Origin of the sequence: Devosia limi DSM 17137 (genome assembly GCF_900128975.1) — a bacterium.
Lineage (GTDB): Bacteria > Pseudomonadota > Alphaproteobacteria > Rhizobiales > Devosiaceae > Devosia > Devosia limi.
This window is the reverse complement of sequence record NZ_FQVC01000015.1, coordinates 15,159-35,463: the sequence shown is the minus strand read 5'-3', so window position 1 is coordinate 35,463 and position 20,305 is coordinate 15,159. Positions and strand designations below refer to the sequence as shown.

21 protein-coding genes and 1 tRNA gene are annotated in these 20,305 nt (G+C 61.7%); 14 read left to right on the top strand and 8 right to left on the bottom strand.

From position 1 onward, the window contains the following. Positions 1-63 precede the first annotated feature (63 nt). Together BUA69_RS18240 and BUA69_RS18235 are read right to left on the bottom strand one after the other, a co-directional pair. Positions 64-1,230, bottom strand: a complete 1,167-nt coding sequence (locus BUA69_RS18240; RefSeq protein ID WP_052950383.1) for a D-alanyl-D-alanine carboxypeptidase family protein — start codon at positions 1,228-1,230, stop codon at positions 64-66. A gap of 107 nt (positions 1,231-1,337) precedes the next feature. After that, positions 1,338-2,030 (bottom strand): helix-turn-helix transcriptional regulator, encoded by a 693-nt coding sequence (locus BUA69_RS18235; protein WP_046134033.1) that lies wholly within the window; start codon positions 2,028-2,030, stop codon positions 1,338-1,340. 71 nt (positions 2,031-2,101) lie between these two features. Between BUA69_RS18235 and BUA69_RS18230 the strand changes: the two genes are divergently transcribed. Then, positions 2,102-2,674 (top strand): DJ-1/PfpI family protein, encoded by a 573-nt coding sequence (locus BUA69_RS18230; RefSeq protein ID WP_046134032.1) that lies wholly within the window; start codon positions 2,102-2,104, stop codon positions 2,672-2,674. A 140-nt stretch (positions 2,675-2,814) separates the two neighbouring features. Beyond that, positions 2,815-3,237, top strand: coding sequence for a winged helix-turn-helix transcriptional regulator (locus tag BUA69_RS18225; RefSeq protein ID WP_046134031.1), 423 nt, complete (start codon positions 2,815-2,817; stop codon positions 3,235-3,237). A 64-nt stretch (positions 3,238-3,301) separates the two neighbouring features. Here BUA69_RS18225 and BUA69_RS18220 read toward each other — a convergent pair whose 3' ends face one another. After that, complete coding sequence (locus BUA69_RS18220; protein ID WP_046134030.1) at positions 3,302-4,657, bottom strand: MATE family efflux transporter; 1,356 nt, start codon at positions 4,655-4,657, stop codon at positions 3,302-3,304. Positions 4,658-5,116: 459 nt separating this feature from the next. Here BUA69_RS18220 and BUA69_RS18215 point away from each other — a divergent pair, with 459 nt between their 5' ends. The 7 genes from BUA69_RS18215 (at position 5,117) to BUA69_RS18190 (ending at position 9,696) form a co-directional block, all read left to right on the top strand. Then, entirely contained in the window at positions 5,117-5,848 is a 732-nt protein-coding gene (locus tag BUA69_RS18215) for an AzlC family ABC transporter permease (protein WP_046134029.1), read from the top strand. Further along, positions 5,832-6,140 (top strand): AzlD family protein, encoded by a 309-nt coding sequence (locus BUA69_RS18210; RefSeq protein WP_052950382.1) that lies wholly within the window; start codon positions 5,832-5,834, stop codon positions 6,138-6,140. Before BUA69_RS18215 ends, BUA69_RS18210 begins: the two co-directional genes overlap by 17 nt. Positions 6,141-6,200: 60 nt before the next feature. Next, complete coding sequence (locus BUA69_RS18205; protein ID WP_046134028.1) at positions 6,201-6,809, top strand: hypothetical protein; 609 nt, start codon at positions 6,201-6,203, stop codon at positions 6,807-6,809. Positions 6,810-6,882: 73 nt separating this feature from the next. Next, positions 6,883-6,966 (top strand) — tRNA-Leu (locus tag BUA69_RS18200). Between the two features lie 168 nt (positions 6,967-7,134). Further along, positions 7,135-7,311 carry a hypothetical protein gene (locus BUA69_RS21090; protein WP_160300093.1) on the top strand — a complete coding sequence of 59 codons (177 nt, stop codon included), beginning with the start codon at positions 7,135-7,137 and terminating at the stop codon, positions 7,309-7,311. Positions 7,312-7,486: 175 nt separating this feature from the next. Further along, positions 7,487-8,725: a glycosyltransferase gene (locus BUA69_RS18195; protein ID WP_046134027.1), complete on the top strand. Its 1,239-nt coding sequence runs from the start codon at positions 7,487-7,489 to the stop codon at positions 8,723-8,725. 284 nt (positions 8,726-9,009) lie between these two features. Next, positions 9,010-9,696, top strand: a complete 687-nt coding sequence (locus tag BUA69_RS18190) for an outer membrane protein (RefSeq protein ID WP_046134026.1) — start codon at positions 9,010-9,012, stop codon at positions 9,694-9,696. A gap of 133 nt (positions 9,697-9,829) precedes the next feature. Here BUA69_RS18190 and BUA69_RS18185 read toward each other — a convergent pair whose 3' ends face one another. Continuing rightward, on the bottom strand, positions 9,830-10,729 hold the full coding sequence (locus tag BUA69_RS18185; protein WP_244468695.1) for a dihydrodipicolinate synthase family protein: 900 nt from the start codon (positions 10,727-10,729) through the stop codon (positions 9,830-9,832). A 182-nt stretch (positions 10,730-10,911) separates the two neighbouring features. Between BUA69_RS18185 and BUA69_RS18180 the strand changes: the two genes are divergently transcribed. The 5 genes from BUA69_RS18180 to BUA69_RS18160 all read left to right on the top strand — a co-directional run bounded on the left by BUA69_RS18180 (position 10,912) and on the right by BUA69_RS18160 (position 16,493). Beyond that, positions 10,912-11,700 carry an IclR family transcriptional regulator gene (locus BUA69_RS18180; RefSeq protein WP_046134025.1) on the top strand — a complete coding sequence of 263 codons (789 nt, stop codon included), beginning with the start codon at positions 10,912-10,914 and terminating at the stop codon, positions 11,698-11,700. Positions 11,701-11,811: 111 nt separating this feature from the next. Continuing rightward, entirely contained in the window at positions 11,812-12,852 is a 1,041-nt protein-coding gene (locus BUA69_RS18175; RefSeq protein WP_046134024.1) for a TRAP transporter substrate-binding protein, read from the top strand. 90 nt (positions 12,853-12,942) lie between these two features. After that, positions 12,943-13,458 carry a TRAP transporter small permease gene (locus BUA69_RS18170; protein WP_046134023.1) on the top strand — a complete coding sequence of 172 codons (516 nt, stop codon included), beginning with the start codon at positions 12,943-12,945 and terminating at the stop codon, positions 13,456-13,458. Positions 13,459-13,479: 21 nt separating this feature from the next. Beyond that, on the top strand, positions 13,480-14,766 hold the full coding sequence (locus BUA69_RS18165; RefSeq protein ID WP_046134022.1) for a TRAP transporter large permease: 1,287 nt from the start codon (positions 13,480-13,482) through the stop codon (positions 14,764-14,766). Between the two features lie 20 nt (positions 14,767-14,786). Continuing rightward, complete coding sequence (locus BUA69_RS18160; protein ID WP_046134021.1) at positions 14,787-16,493, top strand: dihydroxyacetone kinase family protein; 1,707 nt, start codon at positions 14,787-14,789, stop codon at positions 16,491-16,493. 557 nt (positions 16,494-17,050) lie between these two features. Here the strand turns inward: BUA69_RS18160 and BUA69_RS18155 are convergent. From BUA69_RS18155 to BUA69_RS18140, 4 genes are read right to left on the bottom strand one after another with little or no spacing between them, the layout of a single operon-like run. Then, positions 17,051-17,806 carry an SDR family NAD(P)-dependent oxidoreductase gene (locus tag BUA69_RS18155; RefSeq protein WP_046134020.1) on the bottom strand — a complete coding sequence of 252 codons (756 nt, stop codon included), beginning with the start codon at positions 17,804-17,806 and terminating at the stop codon, positions 17,051-17,053. Positions 17,807-17,812: 6 nt separating this feature from the next. Further along, a complete protein-coding gene (locus tag BUA69_RS18150) occupies positions 17,813-18,310 on the bottom strand; it encodes a 2,4'-dihydroxyacetophenone dioxygenase family protein (RefSeq protein WP_046134019.1) in 498 nt (165 codons plus the stop codon). Positions 18,311-18,337: 27 nt separating this feature from the next. Further along, a complete protein-coding gene (locus BUA69_RS18145; RefSeq protein ID WP_046134018.1) occupies positions 18,338-19,831 on the bottom strand; it encodes a tripartite tricarboxylate transporter permease in 1,494 nt (497 codons plus the stop codon). Next, positions 19,828-20,304 (bottom strand): tripartite tricarboxylate transporter TctB family protein, encoded by a 477-nt coding sequence (locus BUA69_RS18140; protein WP_046134017.1) that lies wholly within the window; start codon positions 20,302-20,304, stop codon positions 19,828-19,830. The genes BUA69_RS18145 and BUA69_RS18140 overlap by 4 nt, the downstream gene beginning before the upstream one ends. Between the last annotated feature and the right edge of the window lies 1 nt (position 20,305).

Sequence of the window (20,305 nt, the reverse complement as noted above, 5' to 3'; positions counted from 1 at the left end):
TGGGTGGAGTGTGTCGATGGATGGCACGGCGGGCAAAAATGCGCAGTCACCCGCGCTTCAGCCTTAGTTGAAATTCGGCCGCGGCAGTGGAAACGGTGCGTCCGCAGTAGCTGTTACCGTCAGCCCTGGACGCAAGTCGGCTTCGAGGGCCGCTGCGGTGCTCGGCGCGGGGAAAGTTGCCAGATGCGGCGGGCGCGGACGCGGCAGGTCGATGCCGGTGCGCACGCGGCCAAGATTGACCGCGGTATAGGTCTGCGGCGCGACGACGTCATTGAGATAGCTGGGCTGGCCCTTCATCCCCATCGGGAAGGCTGCCTGCTGCGCCTTGGTGAATTCTGCCGCTTCCTTGCCGCAGATCTGTGCGCGCATGTCGACCGGCGCTGCTCCGGCGTTGTTGCCCAGGGTCAAGACCGACTGCCCGGTCCCGCCAGCGCTACCCGACAGCCCGCGCAGCACCAGTTCGGCCGCCCGCTCATTGCGCTCGCGCGCCGATGAGCCACCCAGCACCACTGCCAGCAGCTGGCGGCCGTCGCGCTCCACCGTGGCCACGATATTGAGCCCCGAAGCGCAGACATAGCCGGTCTTCATGCCGGTCGTACCGGCAAACTTGGTCAGCAACTCATTGTTGGATTCCAGCCGCGCCTTGCCCAGCTGCACCGATTCCGTTCCGAAAATCGGCAGATATTGCGGGAAAGTCTGGCGAATATAGAGCGACAATATTGCCAGATCGCGGGCCGACATCACCTGTGTCGCATCGTGCAGGCCATTGGGATTGGCGAAATGACTGGCCGTCAGCCCCATGCGGGAAGCAACATCGTTCATTTTGCCGACGAAGGCCGCTTCGCTGCCGGCGATGGTCTCGGCAATCGCCGTTGCCATGTCGTTGGCCGACTTGACCAGCATCAGGTAAAGCGCATCCTTCATCGTGACCGCGCTGTCGACCGGCAGGCCGGACTTGCTCGGCGCCTGGTTGATGGCATTGCGCGATAGGATCACCGGCGTGTCCAGCGTCACCGTGCCCTTGGCGATTTCCTCGAACGCCACATAGGCGGTCATCATCTTGGTCAACGAAGCCGGATGCCAGGGCTGGCCCGCTTCATCGGAATACAGCACTTCCAGCGTCGTCATATCCACGAGCAGCATGGGGTTGGCCCGCGCCGCGCCAAGGGCTGCGGAAAGGCTCAGAAGGCTGGCGAGGGCAATAGCGCCAATGTGTCGGGCAAGCTGCACGAGGACGAGGCTCCGGATTGTTAGGCTGATTTCGGTCCCTCTCTTAACAGCGGCTTAATGCGACCTCAATGCGGCGCCCCGTCGCCTGACGGGATTTTGCCCCCCCCTCAGGTCAGATCCGGCAGATTGTTGCGGGTCCGCCACCGATGAAACAAGGTCCGTCGCGGCTCAGGCAGGCGTTGGTCAAGAACATCCAGCGTTTCCATCCGATCAATCCGGAAACTGCGATAATCGTTGCGCAGGACGCACCAGCTCACCAGGATTTGCCGGTTGTCGTAATAGCCCAGTGCCAACGGATAGATCACCCGATCGCTCGCCTCCCCTGCCTGCGTCCGATAGCTTATCCGCACCTGCCATTCCTCGCGAATGGCGCGACGCAATTGCCCCAGCCGCCAGTCGGTGCCAGTCACCGCCCGCGGCATGGCAAAGAGCCCGACCGCGTCCATGTCGCCGCGGCGCTCTGGCGGCAGTACCGCCGCAATCTTGGTCGTGGCGTCGCGCGCCGTCTGGCTCATCTCGGCATCGGGTCCATGGACCAATGTGCGCAGCCCCAGCACCAGCGCCTCGACCTCCTCCTCTGAGAACATCAGCGGCGGCAGGAAATAGTCCGCCCGCAGCACGAAGCCCAAGCCGGCTTCGCCGTCGATTGCCGCACCCATCGTTTTGAGCGTTTCGATATCGCGATACAGCGAGCGCAGCGACACCCCGGTTTCCTCTGCCAGCACCTGGCCTGTCACCGGCCGGCGCCGACGGCGCAATGCCTGCATCAGGACCAATAATCGTTCGCTTCGTTTGGCCATGTTTGACTGCTGACAAAAACTGGTGTGGAGACTGGTTACGGTCGAGCCATGATGAATAACGGAGATCGCCGATGACCACTATCGTCACCATTCTCACCGATGGCTATGCCGATTGGGAAACCGCCCTGCTCAATGCCGCCGCGCGGCAGTATTACGGGCTCGAAACCAAATTCGCTACGCCCGGGGGCAAACCGGTTGTCTCCAGCGCTGGCCTCAAGGTCACCCCGGACATGGCGGTTGAAGATATCGATCCAGCCCAGATCGATGCGCTGGTGGTCAATGGCGGCACCATCTGGTCCACGCCGAATGCGCCCGATATTTCGCTCGCCCTCAAGGCAGCCCGCGATGCCGGCAAGACGGTAGCCGGCATTTGCGATGCCACCTTGGCCATGGCCAAGGCCGGGCTGCTGGACACTGTGCGCCACACCTCCAACTCGACGGAAAACTTGCCACCGACCGGCTACAAGGGCGCCGCCCTTTATCAGGACCAGCCCTACGCCGTGCGAGACGGCAAGATCGTCACCGCGGCGGGCAGCGCACCGGTGACCTTCATGGGCGCCGTGTTTGAAACGCTGGGCCTGCGCAATGACGAACTGGACTATTACATCGGCATCCACGGCGCTGAGCATCGCCCGGCCACCTAGACCGCGAGCATCAACATGTCGCTCGGACGACCTGCGCCGCCTGCGGCAGGTCGTCCGACAACAGGGTCAGACCGCCCTAGGCACAACCAGTAACTATGTATATATTACTGCCCAGGTTACCCTCGCAGGCAGGCACAGAAATGTCACTGACAGACACGAGCAAATCGGCGAACTGCAATGCCATGTCCGATGTGCTCAACCGCATTGGCGACAAATGGAGCGTTATGGTGGTGGGCATTCTATCGCGCTCCGGCACCATTCGCTTCAATGAACTGAAGCGCTCGATCAATGGCGTCTCCCAGCGCATGCTGACCCTGACGCTGCGCAATCTCGAGCGCGATGGCCTGGTCACGCGAACCATCTATCCGGAAGTGCCGCCGCGCGTTGAATATGGCCTGACCGAATTGGGCAAGACCCTGACCGGCCCGATCAATGCTCTCTGGGACTGGTCGGCCCAGCATCACGGCGCCATCATCGACGCCCGCGCGGTCTATGACATCCGCCAGACTGCCATTGCCGACGAAGACGCATCGCGCAAGGTGGCCTACGCCGCCCGGGATTAATCAACGATCAACCGGCTGAATACCAGACAGGCGGTGGAAGCGCGTCCACCGCCCTTGCCTGGCCTCAGATCAACGCCTTGATCTTCTTTTTCTTCCACACGAACTGGTACCAGCCCGCCTGCAATACCAGCATCATGGTGAAGCTGGCCGCATAGGCGACCCAGATGCCGGTCAGCCCCAGGCTGGTTCCGCTCAGCCACACCGCCCCCGGCAGTTCGATGAAGAGGATGCAGGCCAGCGACAGCAGCATCGGCGCATAGACCGTACCGCTTGCCCGCATGATGCCCGAGAACACCACGCTCCAGCCAAAGCATATCATGCTCCACAGCACGACATGGAGCAGCGTCTCGGTGAGCGCCACCACTTCAGGATCGGTGATGAACAGCGCCACCAGGTGTTCGCTGAACAGATAGGCCAGTGCCACCAGCGCCCCGGTGATGACCAGGTTGAGCAGCAGCGCGGTGCGGGTGATCGCTCCCAGTTGCCCGACCTGCCCGGCACCGATCGCCTGCGCCGCAAAGATCGAGGCAGCAATGCCGATCGACATGGCGGGAAACTGCACATAGCTCATCACCTGCCCCAGCGCGCCATAGGCGGCCGTGGCGTCCGAGCCAAAGCGATTGACCAATCCAACCACGACAATCCCGGCGACCGACGAGATCACCATCTGCAGTCCGGCCGGAACGCCCAGCTTGAGGATCAGGCCGAGCAGCTTGAAATCGGGGATCATCGCCCTGAGCAGCACGGCATCGGGCGCCAGCGGCATCTTGCGCGCCCGCATGTAGAAAAACAGGAACAGCAGCACCGACACGAAGCCCGAGATAAACGCCCAGGCAGCGGCATTGACCCCCAGTTGCGGCAGCCCGAACCACCCCTGGATCAAGGCCGGCGTGACCAGCAGGCTGACCGTCATGGAAAGGATCAGCGAAAACAGCGGCGTTACCGTATCGCCCACCCCGCGCAGCACCGAGGTGACCACGAGGAAGATGAAAAACCCCGGCATGCCGATCAGCATGATGCGCGCATAGCCGACCGAAATGGCCCGGATATTGTCCGGCGCCCCCAATACGGTCATGATCTGCTCGGCCCAGACGCCCCCAACAATGGCGACGAGCACGCCCAAAGCGATCGTCGCCGTCAGTGTGGTGCCGGCGACCTGCTTGACCTTGTCGAGATTGCGCGCACCCCAGGCCTGACCGATCAGGATGGTCGAGCCTGCCGACAACCCGATGATGAAGCTCATCAGAAAGAACATGATCGGGAAGAACGTGGCAGTCGCGGCCAACGCCTCGACACCGATCATCTGGCCGATATAGATCGAATTGACCGTACCTGACAGCGCCTGCAGGATATTGGAGGCCATCAACGGCACAAGGAAGATAGTGAACCGCTGCCAGAGCGGTTTGGAAACGGGGTTCATTGAGAACTCTCCAGAAAGCCTCGAATAACTACACAGCGTCGCCGGGCCCGGATTGCAGCTTTGCCATGACCCTAAAGGGTCGCAATCTGCAGGGACCACTTCACACCCCGAAAAATGGGGTGCCGGCTGGACGGGCGCTGGAGGCATGGAAACGGCACGGCGAAATCTCTACGCCCCGCACCGGGAGGCGTCAACGGGCAGCACACCCCGCCCGATGCGTCGCACGCATGGCCAAGCTTTGCGCCGCAGCCGACAGAAAAAACCCACCAAGGAGATCCCGCTACCCGTCGGTAGTTCCAGCCGGCAGCGCCAACGCCGTCGCGGGGCGCGCATCCCGGCAAGGGCCGCCTTCGTATCGCCGCGGGTCATCACCAGATTGAATAAGCGCGATCATCAAGTGTCATGACGGACGCTCGCTTTTGCCGTGCACATGCCTCCGCGCCCAGCTAGTAAAATTTCATGCACGCTCCCGCCCCGCCCGCCTCATGGACCCTTGACCAATTCTTCGCCGGTGCTCGGGCCTGCATTCCCGTTGCTATTTCGGTTGCGGCCTATGGCATAGTCTGGGGCGTGCTCGCCAAGCAGGCCGGATTGAGCCTGTTTGAAGTCGCGCTGATGAGTGGACTGGTCTTTGCCGGCTCGGCCCAGTTCGTGGCGCTTGACCTCTGGACCGCCACCCCGGCCAGCCTGCCCATCGGCCCGCTGATCCTGGCCGCACTGATCGTCAATCTGCGCTATCTGTTGCTCACCGCCACGCTGCGCCCCCTGTTCCGGTCCAACGAGATGCCCCGCGGCACCGCGATGATGTGGCTTGTTACCGATGAGAACTGGGCCATGACGGTCGGCGAAATGGCCAAGGGGCGCGGCACCCCTGCCTTCCTGCTGGGCGGCGGCGTTCTTGCCTGGTGCTGCTGGATGGCCTCTACCGTTTCCGGGCGACTGCTCGGATCGATCATCGATGACCCCACAACCTACGGGCTCGATTTTGCCTTCACCGCGACATTCCTGGCCCTGCTGCTGGGGATGTGGAAAGGCCGGGGCGATCTCATACCCTGGCTTGTCGCCGCCATCGCTGCCATCGCCGCCGCTCGCCTCATCGAGGGCAGCTGGTACATCCTGATTGGCGGCATTGCCGGCAGCCTGGCCGGTGCCGTTGCAGAAAGGATGCGCGTCCGTGCTGACCAGTCCTGAGGCCCTCTTTGCCATTGCCGGCATGGCCATCGTGACCTTGCTGGTCAAGGCCGGCGGCCTGCTGCTTGCCGATCGATTGCCCCGCCATGGCTTCGCCGCTTCCTGGCTACGGCATATTCCGGGTGCGGTTCTGGCCTCGCTCGTCGCGCCCGCCATTGTCACTGGCAGCGCCGCCGAACTTCTGGCGGCTTTGGCGACGGCACTGGTGTTTTTCGTCACCCGCAATCTGTTCGCTGCCATGGCGGCCGGCGTCGCCGGCGTCTATTTTGCCAGGCTGGCCCTGGGCATTTGAAGGAACGCCTTGGCAGGTTGATCGTTTAGTCTGGCTAGGCATCTGTGTGCGGAGACAGCGATGAAAACCGTTACCGCCTTGTTTGACGACTATCAGGACGCGGCAGCAACCGTCCGCGCGCTAGAGGCCGCAGGCTTTCGCGCCGACGAGATTTCGCTTGTCGTCAGCACATACGAAGATCAGGTCGGCGAGACCTATATTGAGGATCAGGCCGCCGATGGCGCCGGCGCCGGTGCTGGCATCGGCGCCCTCCTCGGTGGCACCGGCGGGCTTCTCGCCGGGCTGGGTGCTTTGGCAATTCCCGGCCTCGGTCCGGTCATAGCGGCTGGCTGGCTGGTCTCGGCTGCGGTCGGGGCAGTCGCAGGAGCCGCACTGGGGGGCGCCACCGGCGGCATTATCGGCACCTTCACCGGCTCGGGGGTCCACGAACAGGATGCCCATGTCTTTGCCGAAGGCGTGCGCCGCGGCGGCAGTGTCGTCTCGGTGCGCACTGAAGAGAACCGCGCCAGTAGTGCCGAGGCGATCTTCGGGCGCTCCAACCGGGTCGACATCGCCGAACGGCGCGCCCGCTATGAAGAAGAAGGCTGGCGCGGCTTCGACCCCGACTCGCCGCCCTATGATCGGGAGGCCATGCGCGACCGCATCGACTTCATGCCCGGCCCCTATTGACCACAATATCCAGTGTTTCTCTGTGCCGCAGACAGTTGCGGCGCGCGCACGGCTGCGCTAGACAAGCCGCCGTGCCCCTCTGGCGGAATGGTAGACGCAGAGGACTCAAAATCCTCCGTCGCAAGACGTGCCGGTTCGAGTCCGGCGGGGGGCACCATTATTTCATCCCCAAATTGCCGCGTTTTTTGAGGTCACAGGCGCGTTACGCCAGGACCGATGCCCGCGCTCTTCCGCTTGCCATGCGGTCCCCGAAATGATGGGTTTCGGGCATGGCGACGCAAGAGAGCCACCCGCCCCCTGCCGGGCCGACATCAGGAGAATGCAAATGCCAAACGACAAACACCACGACGAGAAGGTGCGCCTGGCCGGATGGACCGCCGGCGCTTCAGAGCAAGACAAAAGCAAGAACCCGCATCGCGGCAAGAAGAACGACGATGAAATCAACTGGGACGAGGCTTGGGAACAGGGCAACGCCGGACAGGACTACACCATCTGGAAATGAGTGCACGCCGGGTCGGAGGGCCTGCCCGGCACTCCGCAGCAGCAGAACTGTACCGAGCAGCGCAAATGCGACTGGCTTTGGTTCAGCGCCAGGTGTTCCCTCCATGTACTGAAAGTAAATTTGCTAATCTGGCAAATTCTATTCAGTCTGCCCCCCTTGCTCAGCGGGGAAGAAATTGACCTACGATTCCAAGCGTCTGCTTCTTGTCACCCATGTCAGTCTTCGCCTGGACGGCGACCGGCTGCTTATCGACGACCAGACCGCCGCCGGCCTGCGGCAATGGTGCAGGCATTTCGACGCGGTGACCTATTATGGCGTGGAAGCCGATGCGGACGATAGTTCCGTCACTTGGGTCGATGTTTCAGACCGGCCCTTTGGCGATCGGTGTGAGTTGCATGCCTTGCCGCGCGCCTACAAACCGCAGCAGATGGCCCGAAGCTATCGACAAACCCGGGCGACACTGGCACGGGCGATCGCATCGCATCACTATCTCTGTTTCACCATAGGGGGCCTTGTCGGCGATTGGCCCGCTGTGGCAGCGCTTGAGGCGAGCAGACAGGGCCGCCCTTATGCAGCCTGGCTCGATCGGGTTGAGCCCGCAATCATCCGGCAAAGTCTTGGCAATGCCTCGCTGAAACGGCGGCTTGGAGCATCGGCCACATTGCCGCTGATGGAACGCTACCATCGACACTTGCTCAAGCGCAGCCGGGTGGCCCTCCTGCAAGGCGGCGATACATTCGAGCATTACAGGCCCTGGAACGAAAATTCCCACTGCATCTACGATACCCACACCACGGCCGACGACCAGATCGGCCCCGCCCAATTGGAGCAGAAGCGCCAGCGCGTTCGCAGCGAGCAACCGCTGGCAATCATCTATGTTGGCCGGGCCGCCGAAATGAAGGGCCCGGACGACTGGCTGGACGTGCTGGAAGGGCTTGCCCGCCAGAACGTGCCATTCCAGGCGCGCTGGATTGGCGACGGCCCTGCCCTTGCCGACATGCGGCATCGGGTTGACGGCGGGCCCTTGCGCGACCGCGTGCAGCTGACCGGTTTCGAAGGTGACCGCGACGCTGTGTTTGCCGCATTACGCGCCAGCGACATCGTGTTGTATTGCCACAAGACCCCCGAATCCCCCCGTAGCCTGATCGAGGCCCTGGTCGCCGGTTGCCCGATCGTGGGCTACGAAACCGCCTATCCGCGTGAACTGACAAGGCTACGGGGCGGCGGCGCCTTTGCGCCCCAGGATGATGTGGAAGGCCTGGTGGCCACCATTGCCAGACTGCATCGCGACCGCGCGCTTCTCGAGCGTCTGGTGACCGCGGCGGCGGCGAGCGGCTCAACCTATGACGAGGACACGGTTTATGCAGCTCGAGCCGCGCTGATGCAGCAGGCAGGCTCGGCTCCAAGGCAATGAACTATGTTTGAGCGTCCGGTTCACGCTCGGTGAGCCGGACGGCTTTTCCAGGAGAGCCTGGCCGCCCTGTTGATCTGGGCATCCGACGGCACGACTTCCCCCGGAACGGCCGGTCGCGACAGTCGCCCCCCCTGATCCCCGGCGGGTCTGGCCGACCATCCCGGCCGGTTTCCAACTTTGTGATCGCGCTCTCGCAATAAGCGGACGCGTTAACCTTGTTCCTTACCCAGTCATTAATTTTCTCGTTGCATTTTCCGGACTGAATTAACGACGAGGAAAGCATCATGAAGCGCGCAATCCCCTTGCTGCTCGCCAGCGCAGCCCTGATGGCCGCCCCTGCCCATGCAGCCGATCTCGGCTGGAACAATGGTGGCGGCTCTGCCCCCGTGTTCAGCTCGACTTCGGCGTTTAACTGGTCCGGCTTCTATGCCGGTGTGAACGGCGGCTTCGGCTGGGGCAGCCTGGAACGCCAGGCAACTGGCGGCGGCCCAATCACCAAGAACAATACCGGCGGCTGGGACATCGGCGCCCAGGCTGGTTACAACATGGACATGGGTGGTTTCGTGCTGGGCGGTGAAGCCGACCTGCAATGGAGCTCGATCAACCACAGCGACGACCTGGGTAGCGGCAATACCCTCAAGGCAAGCATCGATGGCTTCGGTACCATCCGCGGCCGCGCTGGCGTGACCTTCGATCGTGTCATGCCCTATGTCACCGGCGGTTTCGCCATCGGCCGCGGCAGCGTCGCTCATACCAACAATACCGGTGTCGTCACCTCCCAGTCGGCCACCCATATGGGTTGGGCTCTGGGTGGCGGCCTTGAAGCTACGGCAACCGACAATGTCACCCTCAAGGCCGAATATCTTTACGTCGATCTGGGCACTCAGAGCTATGCTGGCCTGCCCGGCGGCAGTGTCGATGCCACCCAGCGTTTCAGCGTGGTTCGCGCCGGTTTGAACTTCAAGTTCTAGGCATCGGTCCGCCTGCTTCGCGGCGGCGGCTCCGAACACTGGGCAGTTCAAGCAACGGAAGGTGGACGGGAACTAAATCCAATCGCCTCCATGATTGCGTTTTCGGCGCAGGCACCGGCCTGCGCCGAAAGCTCTAGAGCAAGTCCGAGAGTGCGCGGTCGATTCCGGCTTTCTGTTCGTCACTGACCTGTTCCATAGGCGACTTCGGATAGTACATGGCGATACCCTGGCGATGTTGGGCATATTTGGTGCAAGCGGGCAGGTTATCGTGGTTGAAGGCATTGTAGAGCGCGCCGAGCTTGAAGTGCAGATCCTTGGCGAGTTCATAATCTTTTGCCGCGACCGCGTCCCACAGCTTAACCACTGCACTGGGCGCAGCGGCTGTTAGCGCGGTGATAGCGCCGTGGGCGCCAAGCGCGAAGGCGGGGTAGAGCATCGCGTCGATACCAGTGATGATGACGTTGTGTGGCTTGAGGCGCGTCAACAGGTCCGAGACGGACTTCAGGTCGCCATTGCTCTGCTTCATGCCGACGACGCCCGGCACTTCGTCCATGATACGCAGCATCAGGTCGACGCTGAGGTAGTTCCACTGGATGACATTGTAGATGAGGATCGGTATGTCGGTGGTGTCGGCGATGGCCTTGAAATGGTCGATGGTGGCCTGCGCACCCGGTTTGAACAGGTAGTGTACGGGCGTTACCTGCAAGGCATCGACTTTTAGGCCGTCAAGCACCTTCACCCTGTCGATGGCTTCTTGGGTGCTGTTGACGATCAGCCCGGCCAGAAGGCCCCCGCGCCCCTTGAGGGCATCCGAAGACGCGCGCATGGAGGTTTCAAACTCCTGGCGATTGAGCGTGTGGCCCTCGCCAGTGCTGCCGCCGATGACAATGCCGCGGGCACCGGCATCCATGATGAAGTCGACCTGCTCGGCAAAACCGCCGGCGTCGAGCGCGCCGTCTTGGCCGAACGGGCTGGTGATGGGCGGCAGGATTCCCGTGATGAGGTGGCGCTGCTCGTTGGATAGTGCGGACAAGTGTCTTCTCCCCTAGATCAAATGCTGAATCCCGTATTGCGGGATTTAAATCCGAATATGAGATCATGTAGCAGCGGCTCGACCTGCCGTCAATTTCGCTTTGCCGCCTCTTGTTACGCGCCGCTATTGTGCTGCGACCGGCGATTGGCTATTCCGGATACCGGGAAACCGAGGAGCTAGACATGTCCGAAACCAGAGCGTCAGGCGACGAAAACCTCAAGTCGTTAAACAAAGTCGCCGCAATCCTTGACTGTTTCTCGACTACGCATCGCGCCATGTCACTGGCCGATATCTGCAAACAAACCGGTTATCCGCGCAGCACGACGCATCGGCTGCTCGCGTCAATGCGCGAAGTTGGCCTCTTGGACCAGGATCGCGAGCGCCAGAACTATCGTCTTGGCATCAGGTTATTTGCGTATGGCAATATCGTGCTGGCGAACATGGATCTTCACCGGGAGGCGCGCCCATTTGCCGAAGCGCTGGGTCGCATGACCGGCCTGTCTGTTCATCTGGCTGTTTTTGGCGGCGAACGGGCCGTCGTCATACACCGGGCGGAACCAGCGCCGGGCGGGCTCACGCCACTCAATCTCCTGGAAAATGCACCGATGCATTGCACCAGCATCGGCAAGGCCATTCTGGCCTACCAGCCCGAATCTGTCCTTGAGCGCATCATCGAGGCGGGGCTGCCGCGCTATACCGACGCCACAATCACCACCGGAGCAGGGCTGCGCCAGGAGCTTCAAAAAGTGCGCGAGCGCGGATACGCCGTTGACAATGGCGAGCACCAGCCAGGCCTGCGTTGTATTGGCGCGCCAATCCATGATCAGTTTGGCCGCGTCTTTGCCAGTATCAGCGCAACCGGATCTGCCATGCAGTCGCCTGGAGACCGGGAGGCCTCTGTGGCCGCAATGGTCATGCATCATGCCGCGCAGATTTCCAGCCATCTCGGATATGAGCCAACGCCCAAATAGCGGCCTTGACATATCCAGCCACTTGAATGATGTTCCGGTATCCGGGATTGAATTCCATGGAGCTCGGGATGCGAGGGGGCATGCCGAGATAGGATTGGGAGGAACACCACTATGAAAAAAACTCTTGCCGGCCTGGCCGCGCTACTGATGATGAGTTCGGTGGCACTGGCACAGGAATATACTGTCCGCCTGCCGAACGTTGACCCGCCGCTCTCAAATGTCGGCGAACTGACCTATCCCAACCACACCTACGCGATGATGCGCACCTTCAAGGACGCGCTCGAAAGCCTGTCGGGCGGACGTATTGCCGTGGAACTCTATCCGAGCGGCACTTTGGGTGATCTGCGTGAAAACCTTGAGGCCGTGCAGGCCGGTGTGTTGGAGGCTGCCACCCCGAATGAAGCGACGATCTCGGGCTTCTTCCCCAAGATTCAGTTGACCACAATTCCCTATGTCTTCTCCAATGCCGTTGTGGCTTGGGATGTGCTGGACGGTGATTGGGGTGACGCCCTGTTCGACGAGATGGCTGCAACAACCGGTCTGCGTGCCGTGGCCATTGGCGAAAACGCGGGCTTCCGTATCTGGGCCAACAATGTCCGCCCGGTGGTGGAGCCGGCAGACATGGAAGGCCTCAAGATCCGCACCATGGAAATCACTGCACACCAGGAAATGGTGTCGGGCCTTGGCGCCCTGCCCACGGCTATTCCGTGGCTGGAAGTCTATGGCGCGCTGCAGACGGGCGTTGTCGATGGCGCAGAACTGCCAATCATCGGCACTCTGCAGCAGAACCTGCAGGAAGTGCTGAAATACGCCACCATCGACCAGCACGTGTATAGCCTGGTCTTCATCGTGGTGAACGAGCAGTGGTTCCAGGACCTGCCACCCGAACTGCGCCAAGCCGTGATTGTGGCTGGCCGTCAGGCTGCCGTTGCGGGGCGTGGTCTATCCCAGACTCTGGTTAGCGATGTGGTCGAGGAGTTCCGCAATCGTGGCGTCGAGGTAACATCTTCAAGCCCTGAGCAGATTGCAGCATTCCGCGACACCGCCCAGCCGAAGGTTCTCGACTGGATGGTTGGCCAGTTCGGTCAAGAACAGGTGGATGGCTTCTTGGCCGCCGTCGCCACGGCCGAGGCCGATCTGTCGGTCGAATAATGCGTCCCTCTGCCAAGAAGGCAGGCGCCAAAGCGCCTGCCTTTACAAGGCGTGTCGAACACGCCCGTCTAAAATGAGGAGGAGCAACGCATGTCTGCCTTTATGAAGTTTGCAGACCTTACGCTGGCCTTGGCCAAGCTGCTGACAATACTGATCATCGCCACCATGGTATTTTCGGTCCTGGTGGGCGTGTTCTTCCGCTTCATCATCCCCATTCCGATGGCTTGGCCGCCCGAACTGGCGCGATTTCTTATGGTTGCCGTTACCATGATCGGAGCCAGCGTTGCTATTCGCCAGCTCGATCATGTGGGCATCACGCTGCTGGTCGATGCCTTACCCGTCCGTGTCAGGGGGGTGATCTACATCTTCGGCAATATCATGGTTGCCGTGTTCCTGGCGGTGTTCACTTGGTTTAGCTGGCGGCTGACGCTCGAAATGGGTCCGCGCCAGACATCGTCCTCGCTCGGCGTGAATATGGCCTTCGCCTACGCCGCCATGCCGATCGGCGGCGTGATGATGCTGATACAGATCATTGCTGTCTCGATAGAGGGTTGGCAGCGAACGCTCGAGAACCAGTCTCCCTTCGTTCCGCCGCCCGGCGCCTGATCGGAGCAAGGAGAACTTAGTATGACATTCGCCGCGATTGCGTTCGTTTCTTTATTGCTTGTCGGCATTCCAATTGCCTTTGTCGTGGGTCTGGTCTCGCTGTGGCTGATGTTTGAAGCTGGCGGTGCACAATTCCTGCTTCTCGTGCCGCAGCGTGTCTTTGCGGGCCTCAATGTTTTCACCATCATGGCGATCCCCTTCTTCTTTCTCGCCGCGGAGCTGATGACCGCTTCCAAGGCGATTGATGACATCGTGAGATTTGCCGATGCGCTGGTCGGCCGGCTGCGTGGCGGCCTCGCTCATGTCAATATTTTGGCCAGTGCGTTCTTCTCGACCATGTCCGGCTCGGCCCTTGCCGATATTGCCACCCTTGGCTCCATCGAAATCAAAGCCATGGAAACCATGGGGTATGACAAGCGCTTTGCTACGGCCCTGACGGTGGCATCCTCGATCGTTGGTGCAATTATCCCCCCCAGCATCATCCTGATGCTCTATGCATCGATTGCCCAGGTCTCGGTCGCCTCGATCTTTCTTGCGTCGATCGTGCCGGGCCTGCTCCTCATTCTCCTGCTGATGGGCCTCGTCGTCTTCCTGGCGCGAAAATATGATTTTCCGCGCCGCGAGACCCGCTATACGCCACGGGAGTTCATGGAAATTTCCTTCAACGCGGCCTTGCCGCTCGCCATGCCCATCATTATCCTCGGTGGCATCTTGAGCGGGATCTTCACGGCCACTGAGGCCGCCGCCGTATCGGTCGCCTATATTCTGATCATCGGCCTCTTCCTCAAGCGCACGCTGAAGTTTTCCGATATTCCGGGCTGTTTGCTCAGGGCAGGCGTGATGACCTCGGTCATCTTCATGGTGCTGGCCACCGCCAATGTCTTTGGCTGGTTCATTGGTCTCGAACGCATTCCCGAGAACATTGCCAGTGCCCTGATCGGCGTTGCATCCGATCCGCTCTCCCTGTTGCTTCTCATTGTTGGCGTCCTGCTCCTGGTCGGCATGTTTATGGATTCGGGTGCTGCCCTTATCGTCATGGCGCCTATCCTGGCGCCCGTGGCAGTCAGTGGTGGTGTCCATCCGATCCACTTCGGCATCGTCATGGCGCTCACGCTGGTCATCGGGCTGACCACGCCACCTGTTGGACCATGCCTGTTTGCAGCAGCCAGCGTCAGCAAGCTCAAGATCGAAACGATCAGTCGTGCCATGCTGCCATTCTACGCCCTGCAGGTCGTCTTCCTGCTGCTGCTGATACTCGTGCCAGAAATGTCCTTGGCCCTGCCGCGTCTTGCCGGCTTCATCAACTGATCGCTCTCCCGGGAAGCACCATGAAGAAACTGATCAACGACCCCCGCCACCTCGTCCGCGAAGTTCTGGAAGGCATAGCCGATACCACGCCCGGATTGGCACTCCTCGACACTGAGAACGTGCTCATACGTTGGGATGAAAGCGTGCCCGACCAGCGTCCTGTGGCCGTCCTCTCCGGTGGCGGCAGCGGTCATGAACCCGGTCATGCCGGCTATGTTGGCACTGGCATGTTGACAGCGGCGATTGCCGGGGACGTCTTCACGTCTCCAAGCGTCGATGCGGTGCTGGCTGGTATCAAGGCGGTCGCCGGTCCTCGGGGCGCTGTCCTGGTTGTCAAGAATTACACCGGTGACCGCCTTAATTTCGGCCTTGCCGCAGAAATGGCGACGGCGCAGGGCATCCCCACCGAGATCGTCGTCGTTGCCGATGACGTGGCGCTGCGGGATATCGTTCCGCGCGAACGCCGCCGCGGCATTGCCGGCACCGTACTGGTCCATAAAGTCGCCGGTAGCGCTGCGGCAAGCGGACTGCCGCTGGAACAGGTCGTCGCGCAGGCACGGGCGACCGCGCAAGCTGTCGGTACCATGGGCGTGGCGCTGGGAGCCTGCACGGTCCCTGCCGTCGGCAAGCCCGGCTTCACCCTGGGTGAAGACGAAATCGAGATTGGTCTCGGCATTCATGGCGAGAAGGGCGTGGAGCGTGTGCAAATGCAGTCCGCAGACATGCTGGTGGACCGCGTTGTTGATACCATTATCCTCGACAAGGGACTGGTTGCTGAACAGCGTGTAGCGATCTTGGTCAACGGGCTTGGCAGCACGCCGCCCATTGAACTGACGATTGTTGCCCGGCGCGCGTTGGCGCGGGCTCGGGAGAAGGGGCTGGTGGTCGAGCGTCTCTACTCAGGCGTGTTTTTGTCGGCGCTCGATATGCCGGGCTTTTCAATCAGCATGCTGCCACTGACCGATACGCTTCTGCACGCTCTCGACGCACCGACTGAGGCGCGCGCCTGGAACTGCGACGGACGCATTGCGCACCAACGTCGCATCGTGGCCACACCGCAAACTGCCAGCACTGAACTGAACCAGCCAAGGGGAAAGGATGCCCACACCATCCGCGCCGTTGCAGAGGCCATCGCGACCGAATTGATTGCGCAGGAACCGTTGCTCGCTCATCTCGACAGCCAGGCCGGAGATGGTGACCTGGGCGCCAGCATGGTGCGCGGAGCCGAGGCCATTCGGGCGCTTCCCGACAATGCCTTCAATACGCCTGCGTCTGCCTGCACCGCCATTGCCGATGCGCTTCGTCGCGCCATCGCCGGCAGTTCCGGCCCGTTCTACGCCGTCGGCCTTGTCCGTGCGGCCAGTATTCTGGTCGACAAGGCGGAAGCTTCGTCAGAGGACTGGTTGGCCGCCTTCACCGCGGCTGTCGATGCTGTTGAAGAGCTCGGCGGGGCACGCGTGGGCAATCGGACCATGGTGGATGCCTTGCGTCCCGCCGCTGATGCCTGGCGCATCGAACTCGAGCGTGGAGCACAACCCGCCGCCGCATTCGACGCGGCAACAATGGCGGCACAAGATGGTGCCGACCTAACTGCCTCGATGGCTCCCTCCCTTGGCAGGGCCAGCTATCTTGGCGACCGCGCCAAGGGCATCAAGGACGGCGGCGCCGTCGCCGTAGCAATCTGGCTCAATGCAATTCGCGAGCAGATTGGCGGCAAAGCCGATTAGGATCCGCCGAGGACTTCGACGCAGTGTTCGCGAATTGAGCTGAAGTGAGGGTCGCCGTCGACCGCTTCGTCCGACCTCAGCAAACTCATTCTGCTATTGGCATTGGCCGCTGGCGCTTTCGTCATCGCTCCTGTCCAGACCGTGGTCCGCTGCACAACTTCACGCGTGTGGACGGGATTGGAGCGAGGGCCTCAACCGGCTGGACCTGCCGGTCTTCATGCCACGGCTGCCGTCGCATCTGGTGCTGACCTCGGAGCGGGGATTGATGCCGATCGACATGAGCATCCTCCGGATGGTGTGTTCAGCTTCAGCATGCACGCCTGCGCCCCGAGCACAGCCAGTTCTAGCCTGCCCAGGCACCTCGATTTCTCGGGTCAGTATCGTGCTCGAACCGCCGACCTGAATGTGCAGAAAAGTCCGGCGCCGACGATGGGCGAACGACCGCACTCCGGACCTCGGCTCAATCAGCTCTTGGCAAAGGTGACGCTGATTGAAACTCGGAAAAGGCCGGCCACCGGGCAATCCACGGCGGCCGACCTATGCGGTATGGGCTACCGTCAGCCGACCGAGTAGCCACCATCGATAACGAGCGTGGTGCCGGTAACGAAACGCGCCACTGGAGAGCACAGATATAGGGCCCCATTGGCAATGTCCTCCGGCTCGCCCCAGCGCTTGATGACCGAACGCGACATGATCTGCGCTGTGCGCGCCGGGTCCGCTTGCAGGTCTGCCGTCAGTGGTGTGGCGATCCAGCCGGGTGCCACTGCATTGACGCGGATATCGTCGGGACCATAGGCGATTGCCAATGACTTGGTGAGCTGGCTGATGCCGCCCTTGCTGGCTGAATATCCGGGCACCATGCCGCCGCCGAAGATGGACAGCATGGAGGCCAGGTTGACGATTGCCGCGCCTTTGCCGGCGGCCAGGAGTGGCCGCGCGGCCGCGCAACACCGCATGGTGCCGTTCAGGTTGATGTCGACAACTGCTTCAAACACCGCTGGATCGAGCTCGGCGCCGCGCTGGATCACCCCGGCGCAATTGACCAGAATATCCAGCCGGTCGAGGCCGGCAAACAGGTCCGAGACCGCAGGGCCGTTGCGCACATCGAGAACGCGCAGCTGGGCGCCCTCGAGATTGGAGCGCTGCCGCGCAGCCTCGATGTCCGCCGACGAAACACCCGTGGCGATGACCTCAGCGCCCGCATCAAGAAAGGCCCGAGCCACGCTCGCGCCAATCCCCGAGCTGCCGCCCGTAATGACGACCTTCTTGCCCGCGTACCACTGCGATGCCCAATTGCCTTGATTTGGGTGCATTGCGGCCTACCGGATGAACTGGTCGACATAGTCCGCGCCCAGGCCAACGGCCTGGTAATGGGCGCGGCACATATCAATCTTGGTGAACACGTCCTCATAGCCAACGTGCCTGTTGGCTTCGTCCAGATAGATCATCGAACCGGTGATATTGAAGAAGGTGATCATCTCGGCGCAGTCCTCGGGAACCACCAAAGTGTGGATTTCGCCCGGCGGCTCGAACACATAGGAGCCGGTTTCGGCGACCCAGTCGTGCTCGCGATAGAACCACCGACCGCTGATCACGTAGCCATGGACCGGGTTGGGGTGCAGATGACGCGACAGGACCCCGGCGCGTCGTACCCGCAGCAGGTTGCACCACTGCCCCTGCATCGTATTGAGCATCAGCGGGCGGAACCACACGCCTTCGGCCTGTGGCACCCATACCCGTTCATCATCGGGCATTGCAGGCACGGCGATCTCAGCCGCTGCCATGGGATGAACCGAACCATTCAGTGATTGATACATGTCTTGACGTTCCAGTTTGGGAGGGGACTAGCCGGCGGTCGCCTTGGCGCGCGACCGGATCGCACGCAAGATCAGCGGCGACAGCCAGATGGTTAGGAAGACGGCCGCAAGGGTTCCCGCAATGGGGCGGTCGACGAACGCCACCAGATTGCCATTGGCCTTGATCATGGAGTTTACGAAGCTTTCCTCGACGATCTTGCCGAGCACCAGCCCAAGCACCATCGGCGCAACCGAAAAGCCGTTCTCTTCCATCAGCCAACCGATGAGGCCCAGGGCCAGCACGATCCACAGATCGAATACAGCGTTGTTGACCGCAAAGGCCCCCACGATCGAGAACATCACAATGATCGGCAACAGCACGCGCGCATCGATGGACAGGACATTGCGCGCCGCCCGGATCGCCAGCAGGCCAAGTGGAATCAGGATCAGGTTGGCGAGAATGAACACGACGAAGATCGCCGCAACGATGTCGCCGCTTTGGGTGAACACGGTCGGCCCGGGCGTGAGGCCCTTGATCAGCAGCACGCCGATGACGATGGCCGTGATGGAATCGCCGGGAATGCCAAAGACCAGCGCCGGTACATAGGCACCGCCAAGCGAGGCGTTGTTGGAGGCGCTGGCATCGACGACGCCTTCAATATGGCCGGTGCCGAACTTCTCCGGCGTCTTGGAGAAGCGACGGGACACCGCATAGGAGATCCAGCCGGCAATATCGGCGCCGGCACCGGGCAGAATGCCCAGAAGCGTGCCGATGATGCTGCCGCGCAGGGCGTTGCCCTTATATTGGCGAATGACGGCAAAGCCCTGACGAAGGATGGCGCCCTCGACCTGTGGCACTGGCGGCAGGCGCTCCTGGATCGTTGTCGCCTTGCGGAACAGTTCGGCAACCGCAAACAGGCCGATCAGGGCCGCAATCAGGGACACGCCGCCCATCAGGTTGACCGAGCCGAATGTGTAGCGGGGGAAGCCCGTCACCACGTCGAGCCCGACCGTAGCAAGCAACAGCCCGAGGAACAGGGAAATGATGCCCTTGATAGGATTGCTCGCGCTGACCAGCGTGGCCGCCGAAAGCCCGATCAGCGCGAGCCAGAAATACTCGTAGCTGGAAAAGCGCAGGGCAACCAAGGCAAGCTGCGGTGCTAGAAAGATCAGCAACAGGGTGCCGAAAATGCCGCCGATGGCCGACGCCAGCAGATTGACGCTCAAGACTTTCGAGAGCTCGCCCCTGCGGCCCATCTGATAGGCCTCCCCGACATAGGCAGCAGAGGCCGGGGTGCCCGGAATGCGCAGCAGGGCGCCGGGAATGTCACCGGCAAAGATCGCCATGGCAGAGCAAACGACGATGGCGCCGATGGCAGGAACCGGGTCCATGTAAAAAGTCAGTGGCACCAGCAACGCTGCTGCCATGGTCGCGGACAGGCCCGGCATGGAGCCGACAAACAGTCCGAACGCGGCCGATGCCAGCAGCACCATCAGCGTCGTGGGTTCGAAGACGAGTTGGATTGCAGTGAGAAAATTCATGGCAGCATCCGCTCAATCAAGCCGTAGGGCAGTGGCACGCGCATCAGCACGGCAAAGAGCACGTGGAGCACGACACTCAGGGCCAGCGCGGCGCCAAGGCTCGCATACCATCTGACGCCAAACGCCAGCAGCAGCACAGTGGTCACAAGCATCGCGGTGGCAAGAAAGCCGAGCTGCGCACTCAACACTGCATAAAGCACGATTGCCGCCACGATGGCGCCGACAGCCAGAACGCTCCTGGGCTTGCGCGTCCACCCAGGCAGGGCCACGACCGGCAAGGCGGTTCGCTGCTTGATGCTGCTGATAGCCAGAGCCACTCCGCACACGAACAGGACCCCGCCGATCAGACCGGGATAGAATGAAGGACCAACGGGCACGCCACCGGCCGCCGGGAAGCTGCGCGATTGCGCAAAGACAAGGGCACCGAGACTGGCAATTGCCAGTCCCGAGCCAAGATCACTGACCTTGAGCATT

Bases quoted from the DNA above. Each gene is read 5' to 3' on its own strand.
- BUA69_RS18230 (WP_046134032.1), top strand. From the start codon at position 2,102: ATGACCACTATCGTCACCATTCTCACCGATGGCTATGCCGATTGGGAA.
- BUA69_RS18145 (WP_046134018.1), bottom strand. From the start codon at position 19,831: ATGAATTTTCTCACTGCAATCCAACTCGTCTTCGAACCCACGACGCTG.
- BUA69_RS18225 (WP_046134031.1), top strand. From the start codon at position 2,815: ATGTCACTGACAGACACGAGCAAATCGGCGAACTGCAATGCCATGTCC.
- BUA69_RS18215 (WP_046134029.1), top strand. From the start codon at position 5,117: ATGCACGCTCCCGCCCCGCCCGCCTCATGGACCCTTGACCAATTCTTC.
- BUA69_RS18235 (WP_046134033.1), bottom strand. From the start codon at position 2,030: ATGGCCAAACGAAGCGAACGATTATTGGTCCTGATGCAGGCATTGCGC.
- BUA69_RS18205 (WP_046134028.1), top strand. From the start codon at position 6,201: ATGAAAACCGTTACCGCCTTGTTTGACGACTATCAGGACGCGGCAGCA.
- BUA69_RS18150 (WP_046134019.1), bottom strand. From the start codon at position 18,310: ATGTATCAATCACTGAATGGTTCGGTTCATCCCATGGCAGCGGCTGAG.
- BUA69_RS18140 (WP_046134017.1), bottom strand. From the start codon at position 20,304: ATGCTCAAGGTCAGTGATCTTGGCTCGGGACTGGCAATTGCCAGTCTC.
- BUA69_RS18160 (WP_046134021.1), top strand. From the start codon at position 14,787: ATGAAGAAACTGATCAACGACCCCCGCCACCTCGTCCGCGAAGTTCTG.
- BUA69_RS18220 (WP_046134030.1), bottom strand. From the start codon at position 4,657: ATGAACCCCGTTTCCAAACCGCTCTGGCAGCGGTTCACTATCTTCCTT.
- BUA69_RS18175 (WP_046134024.1), top strand. From the start codon at position 11,812: ATGAAAAAAACTCTTGCCGGCCTGGCCGCGCTACTGATGATGAGTTCG.
- BUA69_RS18155 (WP_046134020.1), bottom strand. From the start codon at position 17,806: ATGCACCCAAATCAAGGCAATTGGGCATCGCAGTGGTACGCGGGCAAG.
- BUA69_RS18170 (WP_046134023.1), top strand. From the start codon at position 12,943: ATGTCTGCCTTTATGAAGTTTGCAGACCTTACGCTGGCCTTGGCCAAG.
- BUA69_RS21090 (WP_160300093.1), top strand. From the start codon at position 7,135: ATGCCAAACGACAAACACCACGACGAGAAGGTGCGCCTGGCCGGATGG.
- BUA69_RS18190 (WP_046134026.1), top strand. From the start codon at position 9,010: ATGAAGCGCGCAATCCCCTTGCTGCTCGCCAGCGCAGCCCTGATGGCC.
- BUA69_RS18165 (WP_046134022.1), top strand. From the start codon at position 13,480: ATGACATTCGCCGCGATTGCGTTCGTTTCTTTATTGCTTGTCGGCATT.
- BUA69_RS18180 (WP_046134025.1), top strand. From the start codon at position 10,912: ATGTCCGAAACCAGAGCGTCAGGCGACGAAAACCTCAAGTCGTTAAAC.